The sequence below is a fragment of the Streptomyces sp. NPDC048291 genome, from assembly GCF_043201715.1.
GTDB lineage: Bacteria > Actinomycetota > Actinomycetes > Streptomycetales > Streptomycetaceae > Streptomyces.
Genome location: NZ_JBICZC010000001.1, coordinates 423,177 through 438,223, shown reverse-complemented (window position 1 = coordinate 438,223; position 15,047 = coordinate 423,177). Strand labels below are relative to the sequence as shown.

13 protein-coding genes are annotated in these 15,047 nt (G+C 72.2%); 7 read left to right on the top strand and 6 right to left on the bottom strand.

Annotated elements, in window-relative coordinates:
• The first annotated feature begins 58 nt into the window (after nt 1-58).
• The 3 genes from ACGF5O_RS01845 (at nt 59) to ACGF5O_RS01835 (ending at nt 3,716) form a co-directional block, all read left to right on the top strand.
• The gene (locus ACGF5O_RS01845; RefSeq protein WP_393807957.1) at nt 59-1,339 is read left to right on the top strand and encodes a sensor histidine kinase; all 1,281 of its coding nucleotides are present in this window, start codon (nt 59-61) and stop codon (nt 1,337-1,339) included.
• The gene (locus ACGF5O_RS01840; RefSeq protein WP_362600098.1) at nt 1,324-1,974 is read left to right on the top strand and encodes a response regulator transcription factor; all 651 of its coding nucleotides are present in this window, start codon (nt 1,324-1,326) and stop codon (nt 1,972-1,974) included. Before ACGF5O_RS01845 ends, ACGF5O_RS01840 begins: the two co-directional genes overlap by 16 nt.
• 173 nt (nt 1,975-2,147) lie before the next feature.
• Nucleotides 2,148-3,716, top strand: coding sequence for a DUF1996 domain-containing protein (locus ACGF5O_RS01835; protein ID WP_393807956.1), 1,569 nt, complete (start codon nt 2,148-2,150; stop codon nt 3,714-3,716).
• An 82-nt stretch (nt 3,717-3,798) separates the two neighbouring features.
• Here ACGF5O_RS01835 and ACGF5O_RS01830 read toward each other — a convergent pair whose 3' ends face one another.
• Entirely contained in the window at nt 3,799-4,206 is a 408-nt protein-coding gene (locus ACGF5O_RS01830; RefSeq protein WP_393807955.1) for a hypothetical protein, read from the bottom strand.
• 164 nt (nt 4,207-4,370) lie between these two features.
• On the opposite strand from ACGF5O_RS01830, the gene ACGF5O_RS01825 reads away from it, so the two are divergent.
• The 4 genes from ACGF5O_RS01825 (at nt 4,371) to ACGF5O_RS01810 (ending at nt 9,076) form a co-directional block, all read left to right on the top strand.
• The gene (locus ACGF5O_RS01825) at nt 4,371-6,299 is read left to right on the top strand and encodes a hypothetical protein (RefSeq protein WP_393807954.1); all 1,929 of its coding nucleotides are present in this window, start codon (nt 4,371-4,373) and stop codon (nt 6,297-6,299) included.
• 103 nt (nt 6,300-6,402) lie between these two features.
• The gene (locus ACGF5O_RS01820; protein ID WP_393807953.1) at nt 6,403-7,299 is read left to right on the top strand and encodes a metal-dependent hydrolase; all 897 of its coding nucleotides are present in this window, start codon (nt 6,403-6,405) and stop codon (nt 7,297-7,299) included.
• Entirely contained in the window at nt 7,299-8,330 is a 1,032-nt protein-coding gene (locus ACGF5O_RS01815) for a PDR/VanB family oxidoreductase (RefSeq protein ID WP_393807952.1), read from the top strand. Before ACGF5O_RS01820 ends, ACGF5O_RS01815 begins: the two co-directional genes overlap by 1 nt.
• Nucleotides 8,331-8,386: 56 nt before the next feature.
• Nucleotides 8,387-9,076 carry a TetR/AcrR family transcriptional regulator gene (locus tag ACGF5O_RS01810; RefSeq protein ID WP_393807951.1) on the top strand — a complete coding sequence of 230 codons (690 nt, stop codon included), beginning with the start codon at nt 8,387-8,389 and terminating at the stop codon, nt 9,074-9,076.
• A 186-nt stretch (nt 9,077-9,262) separates the two neighbouring features.
• On the opposite strand, the gene ACGF5O_RS01805 is transcribed toward ACGF5O_RS01810, so the two are convergent.
• The 5 genes from ACGF5O_RS01805 to lanL form a co-directional block, all read right to left on the bottom strand.
• Nucleotides 9,263-9,619: a 5-carboxymethyl-2-hydroxymuconate Delta-isomerase gene (locus tag ACGF5O_RS01805; RefSeq protein ID WP_393807950.1), complete on the bottom strand. Its 357-nt coding sequence runs from the start codon at nt 9,617-9,619 to the stop codon at nt 9,263-9,265.
• Nucleotides 9,620-9,691: 72 nt separating this feature from the next.
• Nucleotides 9,692-10,582 (bottom strand): ABC transporter permease, encoded by an 891-nt coding sequence (locus ACGF5O_RS01800; RefSeq protein ID WP_393807949.1) that lies wholly within the window; start codon nt 10,580-10,582, stop codon nt 9,692-9,694.
• A complete protein-coding gene (locus tag ACGF5O_RS01795) occupies nt 10,579-11,676 on the bottom strand; it encodes an ATP-binding cassette domain-containing protein (protein ID WP_393807948.1) in 1,098 nt (365 codons plus the stop codon). The genes ACGF5O_RS01800 and ACGF5O_RS01795 overlap by 4 nt, the downstream gene beginning before the upstream one ends.
• Before the next feature lie 107 nt (nt 11,677-11,783).
• On the bottom strand, nt 11,784-11,939 hold the full coding sequence (locus tag ACGF5O_RS01790) for a VenA family class IV lanthipeptide (protein ID WP_362600081.1): 156 nt from the start codon (nt 11,937-11,939) through the stop codon (nt 11,784-11,786).
• Between the two features lie 46 nt (nt 11,940-11,985).
• Nucleotides 11,986-14,703, bottom strand: a complete 2,718-nt coding sequence (lanL, locus tag ACGF5O_RS01785; RefSeq protein ID WP_393807947.1) for a class IV lanthionine synthetase LanL — start codon at nt 14,701-14,703, stop codon at nt 11,986-11,988.
• Nucleotides 14,704-15,047 lie beyond the last annotated feature (344 nt).

Sequence of the window (15,047 nt, the reverse complement as noted above, 5' to 3'; positions counted from 1 at the left end):
CCTGACATGGGGCTTCGGGCCAGTGACCCCCGCTCGTCCGGTCGGACAGACTGACGGCATGACGACGAACTCAGACAGCCGGGGCTTCCGTGCCAGGGCTCGGGAGGTGCTGCTCGCCGCCGTGCGGGGGCTGGTGCTGGCGGTGGTGATCCTGCCGGTGTCGGTGCTCTGCTTCACGCTGGTCGCGGTGTCGGTCGCACTGATCCCGGTCGGGGCCGGGATCGTCACCACGCCGTGGATCCTGGGCGGGGTGCGGGACGTGGCGGACGTGCGGCGGCGGTTCGCGTACGAGTGGTGCGGGGTGCGGATCCGGTCGGCGTACCGGGAGATCCCGGCCGACGCCACCCCCTGGACCAGGACGTTCGCGATGCTGCGCGACCCGCAGGTCGGGCTGGACCTGCTGTGGCTGTCCGTGGACCTGACGGCCGGGTTCGTGACCGCGCTGCTGCCGGCGGTGCTCGTGTTCTATCCGTTCGAGGGGTTCGCGGTGGCCGCCGGGCTGTGGCGGGTGCTCGCGAACGGTGAGACCTACTGGTACGGCTTCGTGCCGGTCACCGACCAGGCGACCGCGCTCGGGGCCGCCGCGCTCGGCGCCGTCATCCTCGTCTTCGCCTCCCGTTACGCACCCGCCCTGCTGGCCGCCCACTTCCGGCTCAGCCGTGCCCTCCTCGACCCCGGCCAGGGCGAACTCGTCGAGCGGGTGCGGGTGTTGACGGAGACCCGGAAGGACGCGGTGGACACGTCGGCGGCCGAGCTGCGCCGGATCGAGCGGGACCTGCACGACGGGGCGCAGGCCCGGCTGGTCGCCATGGGCATGGACCTCGGGACCATCGAGATGCTGCTGGACAAGGATCCGGAGAAAGCCAGGCAGTTGCTCGCGCAGACCCGGCGGGCGTCCGTGGAGGCGCTGGGCGAGCTGCGGGACCTGGTCCGTGGCATCCATCCGCCGGTGCTGGCCGAGCGCGGGCTCGGGGACGCCGTACGGGCGCTGGCGCTGCGGCTGCCGGTGCCGACCGAGGTGACGGTGGAGCTGCCGGGGCGGGCGGACGCGCCGGTGGAGTCGGCCGCGTACTTCGCGGTGAGCGAGGTGCTGACCAACGCGGTCAAGCACTCCGGGGCGGACCGGATCTGGGTGGATCTGCACCATGTGCCGGAGGCCGGCGGCATGCTGCGGATCTCGGTCACCGACCACGGCCGGGGCGGCGCGGTGGTCGGGGCCGGGTCGGGGCTCACGGGGGTGGAGCGGCGGCTGGGTACATTCGACGGCGTCCTGGCCGTCAGCAGTCCCGCGGGCGGTCCCACCATGGTCACCATGGAGATTCCGTGCGCGTTGTCCTAGCCGAGGACCTGTTCCTGCTCCGCGACGGGCTGGTGCGGCTGCTGGAGGCCTACGGCTTCGAGATCGCGGCCGCCGTCGAGTCCGGCCCCGAACTCGACCGTGCGCTGGCCGAGCTGCGGCCGGACGTGGCCGTGGTCGACGTCCGGCTGCCGCCGACCCACACCGACGAGGGGCTGCAGTGCGCGCTCCGGGCGCGGCGGGACCGGCCGGGGCTGCCGGTGCTGGTGCTCTCCCAGCACGTCGAGCAGCTGTACGCGCGCGAGCTGCTGGCCGACGGCAGCGGTGCGGTGGGGTATCTGCTGAAGGACCGGGTGTTCGACGCGGAGCAGTTCGTGGACGCCGTACGGCGGGTCGCGGCGGGCGGTACGGCCATGGACCCGCAGGTGATCCAGCAGCTGCTGTCCCGGCGGGCCGACGACCGGCCGCTCGGGGGCTTGACACCGCGCGAGCTGGAGGTCCTGGAGCTGATGGCGCAGGGCAGGTCGAACGCGGCGATCGCGGCCCAGCTCGTCGTCACGGAACGGGCCATCGCGAAGCACACCTCCAACATCTTCACCAAACTGGGACTCGAGGTGTCGGACGACGACAATCGGCGCGTCCTCGCGGTGCTCGCGTATCTGGACCGCGACCGCTGATTTTCCAGAAATTGCCCTGCTCAAACGGCTGTTGTGCCCCAAGTGCGTAACAAATCTCTGATGAATTTGTGAGACGCCTGAACACGCCTGAGACGGGGTGCGTATGAAAGGACGCCGCTTCACTCCTGTCGGGCGCCTCGATGCCGCCCCGCAAGGAAGGTCTGAGGAGTTCCATGGGACGCAACATACGCAAACGCCGCTCGCCGCTGACCGTCAAGGTCATAGCCGCATCGGCGGCTGTCGCACTCGGCGGGGGCGGGCTGCTCTATGCGCAGATGAACGCTTCGGCTCACGAGTCGAACAACTCTGCGCAGAACTACACCAAGGCCGCCTCCGCGACGGTGGCGACCATCTCCTGCCCGGACGTCGGCCAGAAGCTGACGAGCGTGCCCGACAAGGCCAAGCAGGGGGTGGCGACGGAACTGGCGAACCTCGACAAGCAGATCACCGAGGCGTACTCCCGGCTCGCCTCCACGCGCCAGGCGCAGGCGAACGACGCCAACTTCGTCCAGAACGCGATCGTCGGCCCCCTGAAGGAGAAGCGGGCGGCCACGATCGACCGGATCAGGATCGACATCACGCGGGTCGGCGGCCAGTTCAACAGCGCGCTGTCGCAGCTCGCCGCCTGCACCACGCAGGCCGCCAACCAGACCACCGCCGGCCAGGGCAACAACAACGGCGGCCAGAACAACAACGGTGGTCAGAACAACAACAACGGCGGTCAGAACAACAACGGCGGCCAGAACAACGGCGGCCAGGCCAGCGCGGCTCCGAGCGCCAGCGCCAGCACCCCGGTCGACGTCGGCGCCGGCGGCCAGGCCGGCAACGGCCCGTCCGCGGCCGACTTCGTGGACATCACGAAGGTCGCGGCGAACGTCCAGGGCAAGCCGCAGAACGGCGCCCAGGCCTCGACCGGTTCCTTCACCACTCGCTGTGGCACGAACCAGAACAAGAACCACAACACCGACAACGTCATCGTGGCGCCCGGCGTGACCAACGGCGCGCACCACGAGCACGACTACGTCGGCAACCAGAAGGTCAACGCGTTCTCCACGAACGACTCGCTGCTGGCCGCCCCCTCCAGCTGCCAGAACCAGAGTGACCTCTCGTCGTACTACTGGCCGGTCGTGCGTGAGCAGGACGGCTCGCAGGAGTTCGACGCGAACGCGGACGGCGGTGGCAAGGAAGGCAACGTCGGCAAGATCATCACGCCGGTCCAGGCGCAGATCAAGTACGTCGGCAGCCCGGCCAGCAAGGTCGTCGCGATGCCCCAGTTCCTGCGCATCATCACCGGTGACGCCAAGACCACCACGAACGGTCTGGCCAACGCCAACGCGCACTGGAGCTGCACCGGCTTCGAGAACAAGGTCCAGCTGACCGAGCAGTACCCGATCTGCCCGAAGGGCAGCCAGGTGGTGCGTACGTTCGCCTTCCAGAGCTGCTGGGACGGCGTGAACATCGACAGCGCCAACCACCGTACGCACGTGGCCTTCGCGGACCCCGCGAGCGGTGTCTGCGGCAACGGCTTCAAGGCGATCCCGCAGCTGACCATGCGTCTGGTGTACAACCTGGCCCAGCCGAGCATCGTGAACGGCCAGGTCAAGAACGCCTACGCGGTGGACGGTTTCCCGGAGCAGCTGCACAAGGCGGCGACCGACCACGACGACTTCATCAGCGTCACCAAGAACAACCTGGCGGCGAAGATCGCCAACTGCGTCAACACCGGCAAGAAGTGCCAGTGAGCGCTAGCTAGCCGGTAGCACGAGAGCGGGCGGTGGGATTCTCCCACCGCCCGCTCTCGTATGTGCCGTTCGGGCAACAACCTCAGCTGGTGTGCTTGCTGTGGTCGACGCCGATCTCCTCCTCGCCGCCCAGCGTGGTCTGCAGCGACTTGACCAGCTTGTCGGTGCCGACGGCGACCCACTTGCGGCCGACGAGGTAGAAACCGCCGTAGTCCTTCGCGTCGTTGATCCACTCGCGCTGGCCGCGGTCGGTGGCGAAGGTGGCGAAGACGAACTTGCCGGCGGGGACCTTGCAGATCGCCTGGCGGACCTCGTCGGAGTCGATCTGCATGTCCGGGGTGCACTTCACCTTGGCGGCGAGGCTCTCCAGGCTGCCGGTCGCGGTGACCGGGATCTTGGCCGCCGCGTCGCTGTCTCCGGATCCACAGCCCGCCAGCGCCAGTACGGCCACGGCGCCGGCCACGGCGAGCATCGGTCGGGTCAACCTCATCTGTTCCTCCGGTCGCATTGCCCGGCCCCGGGTGCCTTCAGGGGGCCCGTCCCCTTCGATACGGCTGCGGGCCGCGAACCACTCACATCGGCTCACATCGTGCGGACACCGCAGTGTCACCCGTGTGGCGGTGACCAACCAACGGGTCGCTCGTTCTTCAGGACGTGCAGTCACAGGATGTAGCCCAGCGTCACGCAGCCGCCTCCGCCGGAGCCCCGCATCCGGCCGTCGACGTCGAGCAGGCCGAGGCCGCGCTCGTCGAGCACTACCCCCGGCTGGTCCGGCTCGCCTACCTGGTGCTGCCGCCGGGGCTCGCGCGCGGCCGCCGCGTCCTGACCGCGCACGCCCTGGTCCAGCGGGCGCTGCCCCGGGGGCGGAAGCAGGTCCCGGTGGTCCCGGCCCAGTCCGACGGCCGGCAGACCGACCCCGGGTACGCGCTGGTCCGCCTCGAAGTGGTGCGGACGGCGCTGGAGGCGGACCGGCCGCTGCGGCTCACCGCGTGGCCGAAGCGTGCCCAGCTGCCGCCGCTGCTCCCCCAGGTGTGGGGCCTGCGGCTCTTCCCGCGCTCCGGCGGCGCCGACGAACTCGCCCTGGACCAGCGGCTCGCCGCCCTCTCAGGACCGGCCCGCGCCGCCTACGCGCTGCGCGGCCTCGAACAGCTCCGCGACGGCGACGTGCGGGCGCTGCTGAAGGCGGCCGGCGTCGAGCATCCCGAGGGCGCGCTCGCCGAGGCGAACGGCGTCCCGGCGGAGTACCCGCTGCTCGACTCCCCCGAGTTCGACCCCTGTTCCCTGCAGGCCCGGCCCACCGACCTGGTGCGCCGCCGCCGGCACACCAAGGCCGCGCTGGCCGCGGCCGCCGCCCTCGCCGTGTGCGGGGCGCTGGTCGCGCTGCCGGGCGGCGGCTGGGGCGCCGACGGCGCGGCCGCCCCGGTGTACGCGCAGAACCCGGCCGCCCAGGCCGCCCTGGACCCGGCCCAGCTGACGAAGGTCCCGGCCGCCGTCTGGAAGACCGCCGCCCGCACCGACTTCTCCGTCTGGCCGGCCCGCGGCGCCCTCACCGGCGACGCCGCGCTGCTGCGCCGCGCGCTCGCCGTCTGGGCCCGCCCCGGCGACACCGTCCGCGTCTCGGCGACCCCCGGCACCCAGACCGGCGGCCCGGCCGGACCGCCCCAGCTGCTGTACGCGGGCGTGGTGGACAGCGCCCGGGTGGCGATCTTCTACGACGGTCTGCGCATCGTCCGCTACGCCGAGCCGAAGGACGGTACCCAGGGCGCGGCTCTGGACTTCGCCCGTGCCGACGGCGCGACCGGCGTGGAGGCGAGCGCCCTGGTCCTGGGCCGCTCCGACGGCAACGTGCGCTATCTGACCGCCCCCTGGGTGACCAGGGCGGCCGAGCGGGACCTGACGAAGCCGGACTCCGGGGCGCTGGACCTCGGACTGGCCGACGGGGTGACCGGGCCGCTGGCCAGCCCCGCGGTGCAGCAGGGGACGTGCACGTCCTGGAACGTGCTGCAGCTGACCGACGCGCAGGGCGTGCACCTCTCGACCGACCTGGGCGAACTGGTGCCGGCCCGGCTGACCGCCGGGCGGCCCGGCGAGACCGGCGAGGCCTCGGGGCCGGCGGCGCTGCGCGACTGGGCGCCGTTCGCCTGCTCGCTGGCCGCGGAGCGGTCGGCCGGGGTGCGCAGTGTCAACGCGTGGGCGTTCGCCGAGCAGCAGCTGCCGGACGCCAGCGGCACCGGGTCGTGGGTGTGCACGCGCACCGAGACCTGGCGCGGTGACGGGACGGTGTCGCTGGCCCAGTTCCGGACGCCGGGCAGCCGGTACGGGGCGGTCACGGCCAAGGGTGGCGACGTGACGGCCTGCGGTCCGCGCGATCCGCACGTGCTGGCCGGGGTGTTGTGGAAGTCCGGGGGCGGCCAGTGGTACCTGCTGGCCGCGGGCAGCCGTGACACCGCGTCGATCCGGGCGACCGGCGGGGTCACGGCGTCGGCGCAGGGGACCCGGCTGGTGGCCAGGGCGAAGCAGGGAGCGCAGGCCGACCTGGCCGGGACGCTGGAGGACGGGAGCGCGATCAGCGGGCTGCGGTGAGCGGGTACCACCGGAGGCTCTCCGCGGCGCCTTGCTGACGTTCGCGTAAACAAGGTGTGCCGGAGGTCTTCTCAGGCCACCTACCCGTCAGTACATTGACGCCATGTCCAACAAGCAGCCGCAGCCGGTGCACTCCGAGCACATCGCGCTCAAGGCCCGCAACGTGTCCTTCGCCTGGGAGGACACCCCTCTGCACTGGGTGCCCGGCGATCCCTTCGCGACGCACACCATCAACGTGCTGCATCTGCTGCTGCCCGCCGGCGAGCGGTGGTTCGTGCACGTCTACAAGCAGGTGCTGCCACTGATCCGGGACGAGCGGCTGCGCGCGGACGTCGTCGGGTTCATCGGGCAGGAGGCGATGCACTCCCAGGCCCACGACGAGGTACTGCCCCATCTGCGGGAACAGGGTCTCGACCCGACGCCGTACACCGCGCAGGTCGACTGGTTCTTCGAGAAGCTGCTCGGCGACCGGACCCTGCCGCCCGGGCGGGCCAGGCGCTGGTGGCTGCTCGAACGGGTCGCGCTGATCGCGGCCATCGAGCACTACACCGCCTTCCTCGGCGACTGGGTGCTCAACGCCGGGGAACTGGACCGGCGCGGCGCCGACCCGATGATGCTGGACCTGCTGCGCTGGCACGGCGCCGAGGAGGTCGAGCACCGGTCGGTCGCCTTCGACCTGTTCCTGCACCTCGACGGCGGCTACCGGCGCCGGGTGCGGACCTGGGCGACGGCGTTCACGGCGATCGTGTTCCTGTGGCAGCGCGGCGCCCGCTTCTTCATGGCGAACGACCCGACGCTGGACGCGGGCCGGGCCCGGTTCCGGGACTTCTACCTGGCCGGCCGGCGCGGCACGCTGCCCGCCACCGGGGACATGCTGAAGTCGATCCCGCGCTACCTCAGCCGCACCTACCACCCCTCCCAGGAGGGCTCCACCGAGCAGGCCGTCGCCTACCTGGCCTCCTCCCCCGCCGCGCTCGCCGCCGAGCAGGAGGGCAGGTGATGACGCCGAGGCTGCGGACCGCCGTCGCCGTCGTGGGTGCCGCGCTGCTGGTCAGGCGGGCGCTGCGCCGCCGTATCGAGGCCTCCCCGCTGTGGCCTATGCCGGCCCTGGATCCGCCGACCTCGGGGCAGCCGCGCTCCCGGGCGCTGCGGCTGCTCGTCGCCTCGCACCGGACGATCGCCGACGGGGTCGTCCAACTGCGCCTGGAGGGTGGGCAGTTGCCGCCCTGGCAGCCGGGCGCCCATCTCGACGTGGTACTGCCGTCCGGCCTGGTCCGGCAGTACTCGCTCTGCGGGGACCCGGCCGACACCTCGTCGTACACGGTCGCCGCCCGGCTGGTCGCGGACGGGCGGGGCGGTTCGCGGGAGGTCCACGAGCAGGTCGTGGAGGGCATGGAACTGGAGGTGCGCGGGCCGCGCAACCGCTTCCCGCTCGTCGACGCCGACTCCTACGTGTTCGTGGCCGGGGGCATCGGGATCACGCCGATCCTGTCGATGGTGCGGGCCCTGCCGGACGGGGTGGCGTGGCGGCTGCTGTACTGCGGGCGGACACGCGGGTCCATGCCGTTCCTGGCGGAGCTGGCCGGGGACGAGCGGGTGACGGTCGTCGCGGAGGACGAGGACGGGCGCCCGGACCTCGACGCGCTGGCCGTCCCGGCGGGCGCGGCGGTGTACTGCTGCGGTCCTGAGGGGTTGATGGCGGCGGTGGAGGAGCGGTTTCCGGCGGTCCGCCTCGAACGTTTCGCGCCGCGTACCGACACCGGCGGCAACCACGCCTTCGAACTCGAACTCCGGCGCAGCGGGCGGACGTTGACGGTCCCGGCCGACGAGTCCGTGCTGGCCGCGGTACGTGCGGAGCTGCCCGACACCCCCTATTCCTGCGCGCAGGGGTTCTGCGGGACCTGTCAACAGCGGGTGCTCGAAGGGGAGGTGGAGCACCGGGACGAGCTCCTCACGGACACGGAGCGTGCCGACTCGATGCTCATCTGTGTGTCGCGGGCCCGAAGTGGGAGACTTGTGCTGGATCTGTGAACACCCGTGAAGGGTCGGGTCCGTGGGAGGCCGGATCCGATCGGTAAGGTGTTCGCATGACAACCGGGGTACGCCGCAGGATGGGAGTCGAGGAGCGGCGGCAGCAGTTGATCGGCGTCGCCCTCGAACTGTTCAGCCGTCGCTCGCCCGACGAGGTCTCCATCGACGAGATAGCCTCGGCCGCGGGCATCTCGCGGCCGTTGGTCTACCACTACTTCCCCGGCAAACTCAGCCTGTACGAGGCCGCGTTGAAGCGGGCCTCGGAGGATCTCGCGGGCCGCTTCGAGGAGCCGCGCGAGGGCCCGCTCGGGGCCAGGCTGCTGCGCGTGATGCGCCGCTTCTTCGACTTCGTCGACGAACACGGGCCCGGCTTCGCCGCGTTGATGCGCGGCGGCCCGGCGGTCGGCTCCTCGGCGACCAACGCGCTCATCGACTCCGTACGGCAGGTCGCCTACGAGCAGATCCTCTCCCACCTCGACGTCACCGAGGCGCCGCCCCGCCTGGAACTGGTCGTCCGCTCCTGGATCTCGCTCGCCGAGTCGACGGCGCTGATCTGGCTGGACGGGCGGCGCATCCCGCGCGCCGAGCTGGAGATCCAGCTCGTCCACGACTTCGCCGCGCTGACGGCCGTGAGCGCCGCGTACGACGAGGAGATGACGGCGCTGGTGAAGCGGATGGTGCAGGACGAGCCGACCGACGGCCCCTTCGCCGACCTGGCCGCCCGCCTGATCGCCCTGGCGGGCTAGCGCCGTCCCCGTGCGGGGCGCCGGGCCGTCGTCCGGGTGCGCCGCCGTCGTGGCTGGTCGCGCAGTTCCCCGCGCCCCTTACGGGGCGCTGCCGGAGCGCCCCGAGGATCCGCGCCCCAGAGGGGCGCGGGGAACTGCGCGAGCGACCACGACGGCGCGGCAGCCGGACACCAGACAGGAGCGGGCCTAGCCCTTGTACTTCCGGTACGAAGGATCCAGGTCCCGTACCTCCGCCGACGCGTGCAGCACGGCCCCCTCCGGCTTCAGGTGCTCCCGCAGCAGCTCCAGGGTCGTCTCGGTCAGCTTCGCCTTCGTCTCGTCGGTGCGGCCGGCCAGCAGGCCGAAGGTCACGTGGACGATGACGTGCGCCCCGTCGGTGTCGTAGCCGAAGGCGGTCTCGTCGGCGGCGCGGAACAGCGTCTTGCAGGCCTCGGGCTTGGCGGCGGCGATCTCGACCACGGCGGTGTGCAGGGCCCGGGCGAAGCCCGCCTTGTCGAAGGCGGGGTCCGCCGTGGCGGTGTAGTCGACGGTGATCTGCGGCATGAGCACTCCTGTTCTACGGCAACCGGGGCCCAGCCTAGGGCTCGTCCCGGCGGACCGGTGCGGGCCCGGGTGTCATTCGGGGCGGCCGAAGCGGTGGGCCGCCCAGAGCAGGGCCGCGACTCCGCCGGCCAGCAGGAGCGAGCCCTCCAGGAGCAGGGGAGGCCGTCGGCCGAACCACTCGACGCCGACGCCGGCCGCCTGGTGCGGTACCCGCAGCGCGATGCAGCGGCGGAGCAGGTCCACTCCGTAGGCGAGCGGGTTGACGACGGACAGGGTGTGGGCCCAGCCCGGCAGGTTCGCCAGCGGGAAGAAGCCGCCGGAGAGGAAGAGCAGCGGCATCATCACCAGGCCGAGCAGCATCTGGAAGATCTCGGGCCGGTCGAGGGTGACGGCCAGCAGCAGGGACAGGGCCGTGACGGTGAAGGAGGCGAGGAGCAGGGCGGCGAGGAGCAGTACCAGCAGGAGCGGGTCGTAGGGCAGGCCGACGGCACCGCCCAGGCCGAGCAGGACGGCGCCCTGCACCGTGGAGACGAGGGTGCCGCCGGCGCAGGTGCCGAGCAGGAGGGTGGACCTGCGGACGGGGGCCATCAGGAGTTCGCGGAGGTAGCCGCTCTGCCGGTCGGTGATCAGGCGGATTCCGACGATGATGGCCGGCGCCTGGACCGTCATGATCAGCATGCCCGGGAAGAGGTAGGCCTGGTAGCCGACGCCCAGTGAGGAGTTCGGGATCAGGGCGGCCAGGCCACCGCCCAGCACGAAGAGGTAGAGCACCGGCTGGAGCAGCATCAGGGCGGTGTGGACGCGCTGGACGGACAGGCGCAGCAGATCGCGGTGGACCAGGGCGTGGACCGCGCGCAGTTCGTGGCGCAGGCGGGTCCCGGGCGCACGGCCGGTGCCGTCCGGGGCGTCAGGGGTGGCGGAGGCGGCGGAGGCGTCCGGGGCCTGGCGGGCTGGTGCGGTCACGGGGCCTCCTCCGCCGCTGCCGTGGGGGCGGCCGGGGCCGGCTGCGGCGCGGGGCCGTGGATGCTGCGACCGGTGTGGTGGAAGAAGACGTCGTCGAGGGTCGGCGGGGTCGCGGACGCGGCGTGCACCGGGATGCCGTGGTCCGCGAGGGCCACGCACAGGCGGGGAATCCAGGCGCTGCCGTCGGGCACCCGCAGGGACACCCCTTCGGCGTCCAGGGTGACGGCGAGGCCGGGCGGCGCGGTACGGCCCACGACCTGTCGGGCCGCCGCGTCGTCGCCCGTGCGCAGTACCACCCGGTCGTCGCCGATCGCGGCCTTCAGGGCGAGGGGCGTGCCCTGGGCGACGAGCCGGCCGTGGTCGATGATGCCGAGGCGGTCGCAGTGCTCCGCCTCCTCCAGGTAGTGGGTGGTGACGAGGAGCGTGCAGCCGTGCCGGCCGGGCAGTGCGCGCAGGTGCTCCCAGACCTGGGCACGGGCGTGCGGGTCGAGTCCGGTGGTCGGCTCGTCGAGGAACAGCACCCGGGGGGCGTGCAGCAGGCCGCGGGCGAGTTCCAGACGGCGGCGCATGCCGCCGGACAGGGTGCGTACCGGGGACCGCCGCCGGTCGGTCAGCCCGACCGTTTCGAGCAGCTCGGTGACGCGCGGGCGGACGTGGCGGCGGCGCAGTCCGTAGAGGCGGGCGTGGATGTGCAGGTTCTGTTCGGCCGTCAGGTCCGGGTCCAGGGCGCTGTGCTGGAAGAGCATCCCGACCGTCGCGCGCACCTGGTCCGGCCGGTCGAGCACGTCGACACCGGCCACCGTGGCCCGGCCGGCGCTGGGGCGGGCCAGCGCGCACAGCAGGGCGAGGGTGGTGGACTTCCCCGCGCCGTTGGGGCCGAGGAACGCGTAGGTCTCGCCTTCGAGCACGTCCAGGTCGAGGCCGCGTACGGCGTGGGTGGTGGTTCCGTCCGGCCCCGGGTAGCTCTTGACCAGGCCGCGGGTGCTGATGGCGTACCGGGGCCGTGCGGCGGGCTCCGTGGCATCCGGGTGCGGGACAGCGGCGGTCGGCACGGTCGTCCGGGTACGAGCGGTGTCACCGGCGGGTGGCTGCATGGTCGAGTCCTCGTCCACGGGGGTGTCTTCCGCGGGCCTGCCGGCCGCAGCGGGCTCGGCTCCGGCCGGTGGCCGCCCGAGGGCGGCCACCGGCCGGAGTTCTTCGGCTACGCGCAGCTGATGCCGACGCAGACCGTGTTGAGCAGCGTCAGGAGGCCGACGCACGCGCAGGTCCCGGAGTACGACGCTCCGTCGAAGTCGACCGGGTCGGTCTCCGGAAGGGCGTGCAGTTCGGCCAGCAGCTCGAGGGCCTGGTTCTCCATGACATTCTCCTTCTGTGAGCGGTTACGACAGGGGATTTCCTGTCGCTCAGCCCGGCTGCTGGACGATCCAGTGCCGGGGGTCGGTGTGGCGGGTCCGCAGGAGGAACGCGAGGATTCCCGCGGACCCGTCGCTCCAGCTCGTCGAGACGTCCCCGTACTCGTTGGGGAAGACGACGTGCCGGTCGCGGTGGGCGCGTTCGGAGACGATCAGGCGGGCAAGGCCGTCGGCCGCCGCCCGGTAGGCGGGGTCCCCGGTGGCTTCGGCCATGTCGAGGAGGAAGTCGCCGTTGCCCGCCAGTCCGTGGCACTGGGTGAGGGCGGCGCGGGAGGCACGCTCCACGACGGCGTGCGTGGCGCCGCGGGCGAGATCGCCGAATCGCTTGTCCCCGGTCCGTTGCCAGAGCCGGACCAGGAAGGAGCCGATGCCCGCCGAGCCGTGGCACCAGTACGGGGCCGTGGGCGGGTCGCCGGCCTGGGCCGGCCACTGGGCCGCTCCGCCGACCTGCACGGCGTTGGCCACCAGGTACTCTCCGGCGGCGACGGCCAGCTCCAGGTGTTCCGGCCGTTCGGAGACGGCCGCGGCGGTGAGGAGGAAGCCGCCGATGCCCGCCGCTCCGTGTGCGTAGCCCAGATAGCGTTTGCCGGCTTCCTCGGAGACGGCTTCCGCGGGGACGGGCCAGCTCACGCCGGGCGCCTCGGGCCGGGCGGCGGCGGCCAGCCGGTCGGCCGCGTCGACGACCAGTTCGGCCAGGCGTGGGTCGCCGGTACGGCGCCACAGGTGGGCGGCGGCGAGTCCGCTGCCCGCGCGGCCGTGGGTGATGTCGTGACTGGGTGTCGGTTCCGGCGGGGCGAGCGCCAGGGCCAGCGCGTGGTCCGTGAGCGTGCGGTCGTCGACGGCGCGTCCGGCGTCGTACAGCGCCCAGGCGATGCCGCGGCCTCCGAAGTGCAGGCCCGGACGGATGGCGCGGGTGTCGGTGCGGGCGGCGATCCAGGTGCCCGCGGTGCGGAGCAGACCCGGCAGGCGCGGGTCGCCGGTGAGTTCGAAGTACCGGGTCAGGACCGCGAGTACGCCTGCGGCGCCCTGCTGCACGGTGCAGGGGTCGGTCTCGCCGGCCAGGGTGGACACGGGCCACAGCCGCCGGTCGTCGCGCGGGGTCATGGAGTCGACGAGGTGCTCCACCATGCCGGTGATCGCGTCCCGCACCGCCCCGTCCGGATCGGTTGTCTCCGGCGGCCCTGCGGCGGAGGGCCCCGGCCCGGCGGCGGGCTGTCCCGCCCCGGCGGCGGACGGCCTCGGTCGCGCCGGGTCCGCGGCGCGGAGGGCCGTTCGCGCCCTGAGGGGGTCCCAGCGCTCGGCGGGATCGTCCTTCGTCAGCCCGAGGATCGCCTCCGGCAGGCCGTCCGGAAGACACAACGTTTCGTCGCAGGCGGCCAGCCACTCCGCGAACCGCTGTTCGGCGGGCCTGGTGTCCGGTTCCTCGGGCAGCAGGTTCGGTATCTTCCCGGCGAGCACGAAGCACACGGTGGCGCCGAGGCTGTAGTAGTCGGCCGTCACGGAGACCGGTGCGTCCGCCAGGCGCTCGGGGGCGCTGAAGCCGGGGGTCCCCACCCGGGTCGGCAGCGGGACGTCGTCCTCCAGGACGGCGAGCTCCAGGTCGATGAGACGCAGTTCGCCGTCGGGGCGGACCATGACGTTGCCGGGTGTGAAGTCCCGCAGGACGCAGCCGCGGGCGTGGGCCGCCGCGACCAGCTCCACCAGGCGTCCGGCCTGGGCGAGCGCGTCCGCGCGGTAGCGTTCGCTCCCGACGTCCCGGAAGCGCTCGGCGACCCAGTTGCGCAGGGGGATGCCCGGCACTTCCTCCTGGGCGAGGAACAGGTGCCCGCCCGTCTCGAACATCGCGAGCGGTTCCGGTGCCAGCCCGGTGCCCTTGAGCTTCTCCAGCGTCCTGGCCTCGGCCCGCAGCCAGTCGCGGACGTCGGCGCCGGACGCGTCGCCCTCGACGTGCGGCCGGGTCTCCTTGATCACCACGGGTGCGCCCGTGGTGACGTCGGTGCCCCGGTAGACGCCGCCCTTGTTGGTGTGCCGGATCGCTTCCCGCACGGAGAACCGGCCGCCGAGCAGCACCGGGCGGCCCGCCGCCTTCTTCTCCTGCCTCGGTGGCAGCGGTACCGCGGCGGGAAAGGGGCTGACCGCCCAGGAGGGCGGGGAATACTGCCCGGTGCGCTTGTCCTCCACGGGATTTCCGTCGGGGTCCTCGATGAACCAGACGAGCAGCCCCTGGTCCGAAAGCCGCCGCCGGCCGACGAAGGCTCCGTAGCGGTAGTGCACCAGGCTGTTCGGGGCATAAGGCTGGTCGGACAGGATCCGGGGGCCGGCCAGTCCCGCCGTGGCCCCGTGCAGTTCCAGCGCCAGTCGGGCGGCGGTGGTGTCGGAGGCCGGGTAGACGGTGATGAACTTGCCCGAGCTTCCCCGTGGCGTGGCACGGGAATTGAGCGCGCTCACCTGTTCGAGCGACCGCACGAACTTGAATGCCGACTCGTCGCGCAGCAGCACTTCCAACGCTTTCTCGAGCACTTTCGGCGCGGATGCGGCCGTCGCGGAGACGTGCAATTTCCAGCCCTGCCGACGTTGCATACCGGACTGGTGGGTGAGGCGGCACCACATGTCGTCCGCGTCGGTCGCCCAACGCGCGCCGGTGTCTGTGGCCTGTAACGCCCGGCGGAGCAGACTTTCGAGTTCGAATTCGGTTGCGTGGCTCGTCATGCGTGTCCCTCTCAACGGCGAGAACCGCTGGTTGGAATAGGCCTTCGGTGAGGAAAAACGTACAACCCGCGCCAGCCGGCCGCTACTTGCTTCGATGAGCGCACGGTGTTGCACCGGCGATAGAGGGCGCAGTCCGGCGCAGATATGGGCGTATAAACGCCACCCCGCCGGAAAATAATTCACGCGTTCGATGACACCGCGAACCGTGCCCGGGATTAATAAACAGTGTGCACCAATTAACTCCGAATCAAATCCCGGTGACGGGGACGGATTCAGGAGACCCATGTCGGCACGCCGACCCCAGCCTTCCCAGCGGATCTCACGCACCCGGCGACGGAAGATTC

Excerpts from the sequence above, each read along its gene's own strand:
- ACGF5O_RS01845 (WP_393807957.1), top strand. The coding sequence starts at position 59 with ATGACGACGAACTCAGACAGCCGGGGCTTCCGTGCCAGGGCTCGGGAG.
- ACGF5O_RS01835 (WP_393807956.1), top strand. The coding sequence starts at position 2,148 with ATGGGACGCAACATACGCAAACGCCGCTCGCCGCTGACCGTCAAGGTC.
- ACGF5O_RS01830 (WP_393807955.1), bottom strand. The coding sequence starts at position 4,206 with ATGAGGTTGACCCGACCGATGCTCGCCGTGGCCGGCGCCGTGGCCGTA.
- ACGF5O_RS01820 (WP_393807953.1), top strand. The coding sequence starts at position 6,403 with ATGTCCAACAAGCAGCCGCAGCCGGTGCACTCCGAGCACATCGCGCTC.
- ACGF5O_RS01815 (WP_393807952.1), top strand. The coding sequence starts at position 7,299 with ATGACGCCGAGGCTGCGGACCGCCGTCGCCGTCGTGGGTGCCGCGCTG.
- ACGF5O_RS01810 (WP_393807951.1), top strand. The coding sequence starts at position 8,387 with ATGACAACCGGGGTACGCCGCAGGATGGGAGTCGAGGAGCGGCGGCAG.
- ACGF5O_RS01805 (WP_393807950.1), bottom strand. The coding sequence starts at position 9,619 with ATGCCGCAGATCACCGTCGACTACACCGCCACGGCGGACCCCGCCTTC.
- ACGF5O_RS01795 (WP_393807948.1), bottom strand. The coding sequence starts at position 11,676 with ATGCAGCCACCCGCCGGTGACACCGCTCGTACCCGGACGACCGTGCCG.
- ACGF5O_RS01790 (WP_362600081.1), bottom strand. The coding sequence starts at position 11,939 with ATGGAGAACCAGGCCCTCGAGCTGCTGGCCGAACTGCACGCCCTTCCG.
- lanL (WP_393807947.1), bottom strand. The coding sequence starts at position 14,703 with ATGACGAGCCACGCAACCGAATTCGAACTCGAAAGTCTGCTCCGCCGG.